The organism is Actinopolyspora alba (genome assembly GCF_900112765.1).
Taxonomy (GTDB): domain Bacteria; phylum Actinomycetota; class Actinomycetes; order Mycobacteriales; family Pseudonocardiaceae; genus Actinopolyspora; species Actinopolyspora alba.
This window is the reverse complement of the sequence record NZ_FOMZ01000007.1, coordinates 79,451-91,385: the sequence shown is the minus strand read 5'-3', so window position 1 is coordinate 91,385 and position 11,935 is coordinate 79,451. Positions and strand designations below refer to the sequence as shown.

The 11,935-nt window shown below is 68.7% G+C and carries 9 protein-coding genes; 3 read left to right on the top strand and 6 right to left on the bottom strand.

Going from position 1 to position 11,935, the window contains the following annotated elements; translation table 11 throughout:
* Positions 1 to 5 precede the first annotated feature (5 nt).
* Entirely contained in the window at positions 6 to 629 is a 624-nt protein-coding gene (gene eda / locus BM150_RS11840; protein ID WP_092927109.1) for a bifunctional 4-hydroxy-2-oxoglutarate aldolase/2-dehydro-3-deoxy-phosphogluconate aldolase, read from the top strand.
* 240 nt (positions 630 to 869) lie between these two features.
* On the opposite strand, the gene BM150_RS11835 is transcribed toward eda, so the two are convergent.
* The 5 genes from BM150_RS11835 to recA form a co-directional block, all read right to left on the bottom strand.
* Complete coding sequence (locus tag BM150_RS11835) at positions 870 to 1,925, bottom strand: ABC transporter substrate-binding protein (protein ID WP_092927107.1); 1,056 nt, start codon at positions 1,923 to 1,925, stop codon at positions 870 to 872.
* 89 nt (positions 1,926 to 2,014) lie between these two features.
* Complete coding sequence (locus tag BM150_RS11830; RefSeq protein ID WP_092927105.1) at positions 2,015 to 2,695, bottom strand: HAD family hydrolase; 681 nt, start codon at positions 2,693 to 2,695, stop codon at positions 2,015 to 2,017.
* Positions 2,696 to 2,903: 208 nt separating this feature from the next.
* Positions 2,904 to 3,050, bottom strand: coding sequence for a hypothetical protein (locus tag BM150_RS24130; protein ID WP_175496793.1), 147 nt, complete (start codon positions 3,048 to 3,050; stop codon positions 2,904 to 2,906).
* Between the two features lie 815 nt (positions 3,051 to 3,865).
* Positions 3,866 to 4,531 (bottom strand): regulatory protein RecX, encoded by a 666-nt coding sequence (locus BM150_RS11820; protein WP_245755444.1) that lies wholly within the window; start codon positions 4,529 to 4,531, stop codon positions 3,866 to 3,868.
* Positions 4,532 to 4,538: 7 nt separating this feature from the next.
* Positions 4,539 to 5,615, bottom strand: a complete 1,077-nt coding sequence (gene recA, locus BM150_RS11815; RefSeq protein ID WP_092927101.1) for a recombinase RecA — start codon at positions 5,613 to 5,615, stop codon at positions 4,539 to 4,541.
* A 373-nt stretch (positions 5,616 to 5,988) separates the two neighbouring features.
* On the opposite strand from recA, the gene BM150_RS11810 reads away from it, so the two are divergent.
* A complete protein-coding gene (locus BM150_RS11810; protein WP_092927099.1) occupies positions 5,989 to 6,711 on the top strand; it encodes a DUF4383 domain-containing protein in 723 nt (240 codons plus the stop codon).
* A 49-nt stretch (positions 6,712 to 6,760) separates the two neighbouring features.
* Here BM150_RS11810 and BM150_RS11805 read toward each other — a convergent pair whose 3' ends face one another.
* Positions 6,761 to 6,955, bottom strand: a complete 195-nt coding sequence (locus tag BM150_RS11805; RefSeq protein ID WP_092927097.1) for a DUF3046 domain-containing protein — start codon at positions 6,953 to 6,955, stop codon at positions 6,761 to 6,763.
* Positions 6,956 to 7,218: 263 nt separating this feature from the next.
* On the opposite strand from BM150_RS11805, the gene BM150_RS11800 reads away from it, so the two are divergent.
* The gene (locus BM150_RS11800) at positions 7,219 to 11,838 is read left to right on the top strand and encodes an ATP-dependent helicase (RefSeq protein WP_092927095.1); all 4,620 of its coding nucleotides are present in this window, start codon (positions 7,219 to 7,221) and stop codon (positions 11,836 to 11,838) included.
* Positions 11,839 to 11,935 lie beyond the last annotated feature (97 nt).

The following is an 11,935-nucleotide window of genomic DNA, read 5'->3' as shown; positions in this document are numbered from 1 at the left end:
CCACGATGCGAGCCGCAACCGACATCCTCGATATCAGCCCGGTCATCCCCGTCGTCGTACTCGACGACGCGGCCCACGCCGTCCCACTCGCCCAGGCGCTGCAGCGGGGCGGCATCCGCACCGTCGAAGTCACCCTCCGCACCCCGGTCGCGCTGGAGGCGATCGAGCGGATCAACGGCGAGGTCGAGGGCATCACGGTCGGGGCCGGGACGATCACCCAGCCGGGGCAGGCCAAGGAGGCGGCCCGGGCGGGAGCGGGTTACCTGGTGACGCCTGGCACCACCGACCGGCTGCTGGACGAGGTGGCCGACACCGAACTGCCCGCGCTGCCGGGAGTGAGCACCGTTTCGGAAGCGCTGCGACTGGCCGAACGCGGGATGCGGGCGCTGAAGTTCTTCCCGGCCGAGCCCGCTGGCGGGGTGCCGTACCTCAAGTCGCTGAGCAGCCCGCTACCCGAGCTGTCCTTCTGCCCGACCGGCGGAATCACCCCGGACAACGCCGGGCGTTACCTGGCGCTGCCCAACGTGCGCTGTGTCGGTGGCTCCTGGCTCGCCCCGAAGGAGGCGCTGGTCAAGGGCGACTGGGGCCACGTCGAGGCACTGGCACGTCAGGCGGTCGCGCTGGGCTGAGCCGGGAGGACCTCGTCGACGGGGGTGGCGTCGATTTCTCGCGAAGTTGACGCCACCCCGTGCGGCGGTGCGGCCCAGCGTGCGTCGATTTCTCGCGAAATGTACGACGGTGCGTGGGCGGGTGCTTCCCGAGGCCGACCGCTTCCCCGAGCATGGGGCGCTGCCCACCAGCGGGCCACGTTCCCCGCGGCTCCGCCGCACGCACCGGCCGTGTCCGTTCCGAGTCCGAACGAACCGGGATCACTTCACCGGCTGCACCTTGGTGCTCGGATCGCCGTCGATCGCCGCCGCCATGCGCGGCACCAGACCGTCGAGCGCTATGGGCAGGCTGAGCGGACTGGAGAAGGACACCGCCCCGTTGAGCGTGGTCTGGCGCTGCATGGTGATGTCCCGGCCCTGCTTGACGACGTCGAGCTGCTTGTAGACCTGCTTACGAGCGATGCTGTCCTCCGGGGCGCCGTAAACACCCAGCAGCAGCACGTCGGCTTCGAGCAGTCCGAGACGCTCCTTGCTGAGCTGCTTGGGCTCCCGGTTCTCACCGGAGAACAGTTTCTCGGTGGCGGAGGGAAGTCGGAGCCCCAGGGAACGCAACAGCCTGGGGGCGGGACCTTCGGCGTAGACCCATGCCTGCCCGCTGATCGATGTGGCCAGCAGCCCGGTGGCACCGTCGAACGCCGGATGCCGCGAACGGGCCGTTTCGAATTCACCCTCGATGTCGGTGACGAGTTGATCGGCCTTCCGGCTCTCGCCGAGAGCCTTACCGATGATCCTGGTCATGTCCTGCCAGGGCACACCGTAATCGGCGTACTCACCGGGCTGGGCCACCGTGGGGGCGATCGCGGAGAGCTTGTCGTACTCCTGCTTCTTCAGTCCGGAATTGACACCGATGATCACGTCCGGTTCCAGTGCCGCGATCCGTTCGAACTCCAGCTCCTGCCGCGCCAGCACCTCGGGCAGCTCGCGATCACCCAGTTTCTCCCGGGCCCAGGGCCACAGCGCGCCGTCCTGTCCACCAAACCACTCACGGGTGGCCACCGGGGCGATGCCGAGCGCGAGAACGGTGTCCTGATCGGTCAGTCCCACCGTGACCACACGCTCGGGACGCTCGGTGATCTCGGTGGTGCCGTGCTTGTGCTCGATGCTCACCGGGAAGGCGCCGGATCCGGAACCGGCCCCCGATCCGGAACCGCCGCCGTTGCCGGGAGCACAGGCCGTGAGCAGTAACAATCCCGCACCACCGAGCAGACCTCTGCGGCTGATCTCGGATCGGGTGGGGCCGAACTTGTCGCGTGGCATTGCGTACCTCAACTACCGAAGTCGATGTTTAGGTTAGCCTAAACAAAACGAAATGCCCGGTTCAAGACCACCCCACCCCGGGAGCGGACTCACCGCGCCATCGTCGGAGTGATTCGGGACACAGCGGCACGCAGCGAGTCCGCCACGGGACGCCCCGTGCTTTCCAGCGCCGCGCGCGACATGACGCCGGTACTCACCAACACGCACTCCGCCCCGACCTCCGCCGCAGCGCGGGCATCGTCGGTGACGTCGCCGATCACAACCGCTTCGGAGGGTTCCAGCCGCAACGAACGCAGGTGCGCGTCCAGATACGCGGCCTTGGAACCGCCGACCTCCGAATCGCGCAACCCGTCGATCCGACCGAACATCGAACTCAGCCCGAAACGCTCCACCAGCGGCACCAGCTCGTCGTGGAAGAACATGGACAACAACGACTGGCTGCCACCCCGTTCCCGCCATTCCCGCAGCGCGTGCGGCGCCTCGGGGTCGAGTTCGCAGGTGGGCAGCAGCCGCCGGTAGGAGTCGTGGTAGACGCGATCGATGGCACGCCAGTCCCGCTGGTCGATCTCGCGTCCGAGCACCCGCTCGTAGGAGTCGCGCAGCGGTCTGCCGAACACGGCGCGCCAGCCGGGGAGATCGACCGGTTCGGCGCCATAGGCCGCGCAGACCGCGTTGACCGAGGCCACCACGGCCTCGTTGTCCGCGAGCAGTGTGCCGTTCCAGTCCCAGACGATGTGCCGCGTCGGCGGCAGCTCACTCGATACGCTCACCGGCGGATCCTATCGTTGTTCACCGACCGCGTTCGTGCGTCGAAGTCCCCACCGCGAAGCGCTACAGCTAGCGGTTCGGCGGCTCCGCACGGCCGATCTCGCACTCGGTGACGGATCTGATGAGTCGTCGCGATAGCAGCGCGACACAGCGGGTGGCGAACGATCCAGCCGCGGGCCCGGCCGGGGTGAACCGCTGATGGAACCGCGCCTAGGTCAGTGCCCAGTTCGGATGAGGCCAGTGGGGTATGGGCCAGGTGACAGCCAGTGTCACGACGAAGATCATTGCCGAGGTGATCGGAGCCCAGAACCGCCCGAAGGCCCGTGACGGATCACCCTGGCCGGAAAAGGATTTCATGGCCGCTGTTTCAGTCGTGTCGGAAGCAGAACGGATGCACCGTGGTGGCTCCGGAATCGTGATAACCCGGAATCGTGACAACGGAGTCACCAAGTCACCACTTCAGCACATCGCGGGATGTGCGGATTCCTTGCGGTACCCCTTGGAAGTCACCACTACCGTGTAGTACGCGGAAGCTCCACGACACCTTCCCGTAGCCACGAAACTACCGTTGTGATAATTGCTGTACCTAGTAGAACCTATCTTTTCGTCGAACCCGTTGTTGACGTCCTTCCACACTTGGACCTCCAGCCACCCGACGACATTTCCGCAACCGGATCTTCCCCCTCTGCCACCGACCCAGGCGCCGTTCTGCGAAGGTTCCCACACTGTTAGTCGGCAGGCTTTCGTCGTGGCCTCGCCCTCCGAGGAGTCGGCCCAGGAAGGCGCCGAAGCCGCCAGGGATCCACCCACCATCGCCGCGGCCAGAAAGGCGGAAACGAAGAATTTGGAACGCAACGCGAATCTCCTCACGAAAGAAATTCCGAGTGACCACTGAGACACTCCGATGCGTGGATCACCAGCGGTCACTCGCCCTCACGCAAAAAGACACTAACAAAATCCGACTCAATTCGGACATACCCCGAAGGAGTGGTCCCGCTCCGGCTAACGCGTGAGAAAACGCGAAATATTTTCCCGAAAATCGGAGAACTCGGAAATTCGGGCGGATTCCTCCGGAACAACCGAATCCGGAAGGCTCACGCACCACGCTGAACCGCACCAACGACCTCGCGGAACGACGACTCCGGACCGGCGATCGCCCCAGGACGGCCGAATCACTCCTCCGGCTCGAACCACGGCTCGTCGTCCGACAAGGACGATCCCGCTTCGGTGGCCTCCAGTTCCTCCCGCACCACTCGGAAGGCCAACGCCTGACCGTACCCCTTCCGCGCGAGCATCCCCAGCAGGCGACGCATCCTGGCTCGCGGCTCGACACCGCTCATACCGCGCGATTTGCGCCGCACCAGTTCGCGGGCACGTTCCACCTCGGAGTCGGTGTCCACCTCGTGCAGCGCCTCGGCGGCTGTCTCCTCCTCGATCCCCTTCTCCCGGAGTTCCTCCCGGAGCGCACCACGCCCCAGTCCCCGCTGCCGGTGGCGACCGCGTACCCACTCCGCGGCGAAGGCGGCGTCGTCGACCAACCCGGCCGCCACGAACTTGTCGAGGACCTCCTCGGCCGTTTCCGGGGCCACCCCGCCACGCAGCAGGGCACGCAGCAGCTCCGCACGGCTGCGTGCCCGGATCGCGAGCAACCGGTAGACGGTATCGCGTGCCGTCCGCTCGTCAGCGGACTTACCGGTGGTGTCGCCCGAGTCCGCCGGGGTGTCGCCCGGGGCCGCTTCGGAAATCTCGGCGGACGAACTCGGATCCGAAGTCGACATCTCGTCGGGACGAGGCGCGGTGCCGTCCGCGACGGATTCGGTCTCGGCCAAGGAAGTCACTCCCCGATCAGAACTCGACGGGCGCGGGTTCGCTCTGCTGCTCGGCGGTGTCCGCACCGGCGCCGGAGCCGATCCCCATCTTCTCCTTGATCCGCTTCTCGATCTCGTTGGCCACGTCCGGGTTGTCCCGCAGGAACTTGCGCGCGTTCTCCTTGCCCTGGCCGAGCTGATCGCCCTCGTAGGTGTACCAGGCGCCGGACTTGCGCACGAAACCGTGCTCGACCCCCATGTCGATCAACGAGCCCTCACGGCTGATGCCGTGCCCGTAGATGATGTCGAACTCGGCCTGCTTGAACGGCGGGCTGACCTTGTTCTTGACCACCTTGACCCTGGTGCGGTTCCCGACCGCGTCGGAACCGTCCTTGAGCGTCTCGATGCGCCGCACGTCCAGCCGCACCGAGGCGTAGAACTTCAGCGCCTTGCCACCGGTGGTCGTCTCCGGCGAGCCGAACATGACGCCGACCTTCTCCCGGAGCTGGTTGATGAACACCGCTGTGGTCTGCGAGGTGTACAGCGCGGATGTCAGCTTGCGCAGCGCCTGACTCATCAACCGCGCCTGCAGACCCACGTGGCTGTCGCCCATCTCGCCCTCGATCTCGGCCTTGGGCACCAGCGCGGCGACCGAGTCGATGGCGATTATGTCCAGCGCACCGGAGCGGATCAGCATGTCGGCGATCTCCAACGCCTGCTCACCGGTGTCGGGCTGGGAAACCAGCAGCGAGTCGGTGTCCACACCGATCGCCTTGGCGTACTCGGGGTCCAGGGCGTGCTCGGCGTCGATGAACGCGGCCGTACCGCCACCCCGCTGGGCGTTGGCCACCGCGTGCAGGGCGACCGATGTCTTACCACTGCTCTCGGGGCCGTAGATCTCGACGACGCGTCCGCGCGGCAACCCACCGATGCCGAGCGCTACGTCCAGCGCGATCGAGCCGCTGGGGATCGCCTCCACCGCCGGGCGGTTGTCCTCGCCCAGCCGCATCACCGATCCCTTGCCGAACTGCTTGTCGATCTGGGCAATGGCCAGTTCAAGAGCCTTGTTCTTGTCGTTGCTCTTGTCGCCACCCTTGTCGGATGCTGCTGCCATCGGGGTCCACCTCGGTCGGTTCGAAGGTCGTGGTCTCAGGGCCGACGCTACGGGTCAGGGCCGACATTCCGGCTCCGGGTCCACGGATCCGTGGACAACCTGCCCGGCTGTGGACCCATTCTAACCGAACTAATGTTCGAGAGCTTGTCGACACGCCGCCACGGCCGCCGCGTCTCCCCTACTGATCAGGTGCGATCTGTCGCTCCCCCGGGGGACACTGGAGCCGTTCCACCGGGCACGCCCCAGGAGCTCGCACCGGCGACCCCGGCCAGAGACTCACGCCGAGGGCTTCCACCGCGAGCTCGCAACGGGCCCACCCGGGCAGGACGAACGACCACTACTGCCCGCGCGACGGGCGTCAGGAGGTGGCCGGATGCGCATCGATCGTTATCTGCCGCCGACACACTGGTTGAGCAAGGTCTACCGGGGTGGGGCCGCCGCCTTCGGCGGCGCGCTGATCGCCTTCGGCGTGCTCGGATTCACCAACAACCTCGGGTTCTTCTCGACCAGCGGTCAGCAGATCCTGGGGCTTTCCAGCAACGGGCTGCTTTCGCTGATCTCCGTCGTGGTGGGGGCGTCGCTGATCGCGGCGGCCGCGATCGGAGGACCGTTGGCATCCACGGTCACCACGACGATCGGCGCGTTGTTCCTGCTGTCCGGCCTGGCCAACCTGGCTGTGCTCGAAACCGGGTGGAACCTGCTCGCGTTCGAGATGCAGAACGTGGTGTTCAGCCTGATAGCGGGCATGCTGCTGTTGTTCCTCGGACTTTACGGCCGGGTCAGTGGCGGACTGCCCGAGGACAATCCGTTCGTGCGCTACCGACACCGGGAACCGCCCGAGGGCGAGGTACCCGAACAACGCGGCGCGGAGGAACAGCGGGCCGACGAGCTGAAACCACTGGCCGACGCGGAAGTCGCGCTGGGAGAGGGACACGCCACTCCGGAGCAGGAGCAGTTGGTTCGAGCGGAGGCGCTGCGCCTGGCCAGGGCGGAACGGCAACGCGCCTACGAGCACTACGCCCACATCCAGCAGGCGCTGCGGAGCGAACGGAAACCCTCCGGGACGGGAACGGGAGAGACCGGCTCCGGCGGCTGAGGAGCCTCCTCCATCCGAATACCCGAGCCCGCGCGAGTACCGAGCCCGATCAGCGCCTGCTGCTGGGCACCTCGAAGCTGTCGCAGAGTACCGACCAGACACGCTTGGGGTCCCAGCCCGCTTCCAGTGCCTGATTGACGGTGCGCTCACCCAACGCGGCCAGCACGTGGTCCCTGGCCAACGTGTCGGCCCGGACATCGCCGAACTCCTCGGCCATTCGCCGCCGCAAAACCGTGTAACGCATCCTGACCAGGCTACGTGCACCGCACGGATGAGGAGATCCGCGCCCGCCGGATAGGCTGGTGCCATGTCGCAGGCCGAATTGACCGGATTGTCCTCGGCGTGGGGGCAGGCGGCGCTGGCCGCCATGTTGCTGATCATAGTGATCCTGCTGCTGCGCAGGTTGTGGAACCAGCGGGGGCGCTGACGACGGAAGTGGTGCCCGCGCACCGAGCGAGTCGTTGTCCACCGAGCGCGCGTGTCGGACATTGACTTCAGCATGGAACCGTGACGGATCCACTGGAACGGTTCTCGCCGCCTACACGGGGGTGGTTCCGCGAGACGTTCGAGGCGCCCACCCCCTCGCAGGCGGAGGCATGGCGGGAGATCACCTCCGGACAGCACACCCTGGTGATCGCACCGACCGGTTCGGGCAAGACGCTGGCCGCGTTCCTGACCGCCCTGGACCGGCTGACCCACACCGCCGTGCCGGAGGACCCGAAACGGCGGTGTCGGGTGCTGTACGTCTCGCCGATGAAAGCACTCGTAGCGGATGTGCGCCGCAACCTGCGCACCCCGCTCACGGGAATCGAGCGGGAGGCCCACCGGCTGGGTGTGGAGATCACGGATGTCGGCGTGGCCACCCGCACCGGTGACACTCCCACCGACGAACGGCGAGCTTTCGGAAGGCGTCCGAGCGACATCCTGGTCACCACCCCGGAATCGCTTTTCCTGCTGCTGACCTCGACCGCTCGGGAGGCGTTGCGCGGAGTGGAGACGGTCATCGTGGACGAGGTGCACGCGATGGCCGGCGACAAGCGCGGCGCGCATCTGGCGGTGTCCCTGGACAGGTTGGACGAGTTGTCGCCCGGTCCGGCACAGCGGATCGGGCTCTCCGCGACGGTGCGCCCCGTCGACGAGGCGAGCGAGTTCCTGGCGGGGGGCAGACCGGTCCGGGTGGTCCGCCCGCCCGATCCGAAACAGGTCGACGTTTCGGTGCGGGCTCCGGTTGAGGACATGGCGCGCCCCGAGTCGGGGACCGCCGAAGTGGAGGGTGCGAGCGGACCTACCGCCTCCGTCTGGCCCGCGCTGCGGGAGCGGATCCTGGAACTGGTCCGCCGGCATCGATCCACGATCGTGTTCACCAATTCGCGACGGCTGGCCGAGCGGCTGACATCCGGGCTCAACGAGCTCGCCGCGGAGCGCGATCCGGACGGGGCGAGCACGGCACCCCGGGACGGACCGTGGTCGTTTCCCGCCGAGGCGGTCGGGGCCTCGGGCGTCACCAGCGGTGTGGCGGCGGTGGTGGCGCGTGCGCATCACGGTTCGATGTCCAAGCAGCAGCGCACTTCGGTGGAGGAGGAGCTCAAATCGGGCGAGCTGCCCTGCGTGGTGGCGACTTCGTCGCTGGAACTGGGCATCGACATGGGGGCCGTGGACCTGGTCGTACAGCTCGAGACACCACCCAGCGTGGCCTCGGGGACGCAACGGATCGGGCGGGGCGGTCATCGGGTCGGGGAGCCCTCGCGAGGAGTCGTTTTCCCCAAGTTCCGCGGTGACCTCGTCGGATGCGCTGTGGTGGCGGAACGGATGCGTTCGGGAGCGATCGAGGCGCTGTCGATACCTCGCAACCCGCTGGACGTACTGGCACAGCAGATCGTGGCCGCGGTGGCCATGGATGTCCGCGGGGTGGAAGAGCTCGCCACGCTGCTGCGACGGTCGGCACCGTTCGCCGAACTGCCCGACTCGGCGTTCCGATCGGTGCTGGACATGCTCGCGGGGCGCTATCCGAGCGAGGAGTTCGGCGAGCTGCGGGCCAGGATCGTGTGGGACAGGACCACCGACGAACTGCGTCCCCGTCCCGGCACGCGGCGACTGGCCGTGACCTCCGGTGGCACGATCCCGGACCGGGGACTGTTCACCGTGGTCACGCGGGCCGCCGACGCGGCGGGGGGTTCCGGCCGGAAGCGGGTCGGCGAACTGGACGAGGAGATGGTCCACGAGTCCCGGGTCGGGGACACTTTTCTGCTGGGAACCTCCTCGTGGCGGATCTCCGAGATCACTCACGACCAGGTGATCGTGACACCGGCTCCGGGGACCCCGGCGAGGATGCCGTTCTGGAAGGGGGACTCGACGGGCCGTCCCCTGGAGCTGGGGCGCGCGGTCGGTGGGTTTCTGCGCGAGATCTCCTCCGCCACTTCCGAAGGGGCCCGTGAGCGCACCCACGAGGCCGGGCTGGACCGCCCCGCCCGGGAGAACCTGCTGGCTTACCTGGCGGAGCAGCGGGCGGCTACCGGCCACGTACCGGACGATCACACGATCGTGGTGGAGCGGTTCAGGGACGAGCTCGGCGACTGGCGGATAGTGGTGCACTCCCCGTTCGGCGAGCGGGTCAACGCGCCGTGGGCACTGGCGCTCGGCACGCGGCTGCGCGAACGCGGAGGCGTGGACGTCCGACCGGTTTCCGCCGACGAGGGGATCGTGCTGCGCGTCAGCGACGCACTCGACGACTCCGGGGCCGAGGTGGTGCCGAACGCCGAGGATCTCGTGCTAGCGCCGGAGGAGGTGGAACAGCTGGTCACCGACTCGATAGCCGGTTCGGCACTGTTCGCCTCCCGGTTCAGGGAGTGCGCGGGGCGGGCGCTGCTGCTGCCCCGCCGGGACCCGGGACGCCGCGCTCCGCTGTGGCAGCAGCGCCAACGTGCCACCCGGCTGTTGGAGGTGGCCGCGCGCTACGAGCGCTTCCCGATCGTGCTGGAGGCGATGCGGGAGTGCCTGCGCGACGTCTACGACGTGGCCGGGCTGCGTGAGCTGATGTCGGAGATAGCCCGACACCGCATCCGGGTGGTCGAGGTGTCCACCACCGGCCCTTCCCCCTTCGCGCGGAGCCTGCTGTTCGGCTATGCCGGGATGTTCCTGTACGAGTCGGACGCTCCGCTCGCCGAACGCAGATCGGCGGCGCTGAGTCTGGACACCGCGCTGCTGGCCGAACTGCTCGGCTCGGAGGAGATGCGGCAGCTGCTGGACGCCGAGGTCGTCGTCGAGGTGGAGAACGGGCTGCAGCGGCTGGAGCGGCGAAGGCACGCCCGCGGCCCGGAGGACACGGCGGACATGCTTCGAGTGCTGGGGGACCTCACCGAGGACGAGGCCGCTGCACGGGGCATCCGGCGGGAGTGGCTCGCGGACCTGGCGCGACAGCAGCGCGCGCTGCTGGTGCACGTCGCGGGCGAAGCGAGGTGGATCGCCGTCGAGGACGCGGGCAGGGTCCGGGACGGGCTGGGCATCGCCCTGCCCGACCGTGTTCCCGAAGCGTTCACCGAACGGGTCGAGGATCCGCTGGGCGAACTGGTCTCACGGTTCGCGAGGTGCCGTGGACCGTTCCGTGCCGACGCGCTCGCGGAGCGGTTCGGGCTCGGTGCGGCTGTGGTCACGGAGATCCTGGAGCGACTGCGGAGCTCCGGCCGGTTGGTCCGCGGCGAACTGCGTCCGGTCGAGGCGGGCGGCGACGGCGGTGCGGAGTACTGCGACGCCGAGGTGCTGCGCAGGCTACGACGTGCTTCGCTGGCCAAGCTCCGCTCCGAGATCGAACCGGCCGAACCGGCGGCGCTGGGCAGGTTCCTGCCGGTCTGGCAGGGTGTGGTCCCGAACGGTGTCGGCTCGCGAGGTGTCGGCTCGCAGCGGGACGGTTCCGCGGCCGACGTGCTCGCGGTGGTCGAACAGCTGGCGGGAGTCCCGCTGACCGCTGGTTCGCTGGAATCGCTGGTCCTGCCCGCACGAGTTCCCGGCTACCGACCGGCCATGCTGGACGAACTCACCACCGGCGGCGAGGTGGTCTGGGTCGGAGCCGGCGCGTTGGCGCACGGCGACGGTTGGGTGGCGCTGGCGCCGTCCGACATCGCCGATCTGGTGCTACCGGACCGGGTGAGCAGCCACGAGAACTCGGACGCCCACGACGCCGTCCGGGAGGCCCTGGGGGACGGCGCGCTGTTCTTCCGACAGCTGGCCGACCGCGCCACCGAACTGCTCGACCGGCGCGGGGGCACGAGAACGAGCGAAGCCACGCTGATCTCGGCGCTGTGGGACCTGGTGTGGTCCGGTGAGGTCACCAACGACACCCTCGCGCCGCTGCGCGCCCTGCTGTCCGGCCGACACACCAACCGTCGTCCCCGACGCGTGCCACGGGGACGCTACGCCAGGCCGACTTCGGTCAGGGCGGTGTCCACGGCGGGATCCGGGCCGCCCAGCGTGACGGGCCGCTGGTCACTGGCGCCGACGCCCTCGGGGGAGACCACCCGCCGCGCGAGCGCGCGCACCGAGACCTTCCTGCAGCGCCACGGCGTGCTGACCCGCGGCTCGCTGGAGATCGAACGGGTGGCGGGTGGGTTCGGTGCCGTCTACCGGGTGCTGCGGGCCATGGAGGAGGCGGGCGGCTGCGGACGCGGCTACGTGGTGGCCGGGTTGGGCCCCGCGCAGTTCGCGGCCCCCGGGGCCGTCGACCGATTGCGCGACTTCGACGGCTCGACCCGACAGCAGGACCCGGATCGGGCGGTGCTGCTCGCCGCGACCGACCCGGCGCAGCCCTACGGTGCGGCGCTGCCCTGGCCGGAGGTGGCCGGGGACACCCGGCACCGGCCGGGGCGTAAAGCCGGTGCGCTGGTGGTGCTCGTCGACGGGGAGCCGGTGTTCTACATCGAGCGGGGCGGCAAGTCGTTGCTGTCGTTCACCGAACGGGAACGGCCACTGCGTGCCGCCGCGGGGCGGCTGGCCGAGGCGGTGACCGAGGGAGAACTGGAACAGCTGGTGTTCCGCCGTGCCGACGGGGAGAGCGCGATCGGCGGCGAGCTGGCGGGAATCCTCGTCGCGGCCGGGTTCCGGCCCACTCCGCAGGGACTGCGGCTGCGGAATTGAAGCGGCGGCGAGCCGCGCGCGCACAGCGCCACCACGGCGTCGCATCATCCCCCACCGGGAAGCGTAGTCGGCGGTGAATCCTCTAGGGTGCGAAGCT

What these genes read in the sequence shown, in the direction of transcription:
- BM150_RS11835 (WP_092927107.1), bottom strand. Translation starts at nt 1,925, where the DNA reads ATGCCACGCGACAAGTTCGGCCCCACCCGATCCGAGATCAGCCGCAGA.
- BM150_RS11810 (WP_092927099.1), top strand. Translation starts at nt 5,989, where the DNA reads ATGCGCATCGATCGTTATCTGCCGCCGACACACTGGTTGAGCAAGGTC.
- recA (WP_092927101.1), bottom strand. Translation starts at nt 5,615, where the DNA reads ATGGCAGCAGCATCCGACAAGGGTGGCGACAAGAGCAACGACAAGAAC.
- BM150_RS24130 (WP_175496793.1), bottom strand. Translation starts at nt 3,050, where the DNA reads ATGAAATCCTTTTCCGGCCAGGGTGATCCGTCACGGGCCTTCGGGCGG.
- BM150_RS11805 (WP_092927097.1), bottom strand. Translation starts at nt 6,955, where the DNA reads ATGCGTTACACGGTTTTGCGGCGGCGAATGGCCGAGGAGTTCGGCGAT.
- eda (WP_092927109.1), top strand. Translation starts at nt 6, where the DNA reads ATGCGAGCCGCAACCGACATCCTCGATATCAGCCCGGTCATCCCCGTC.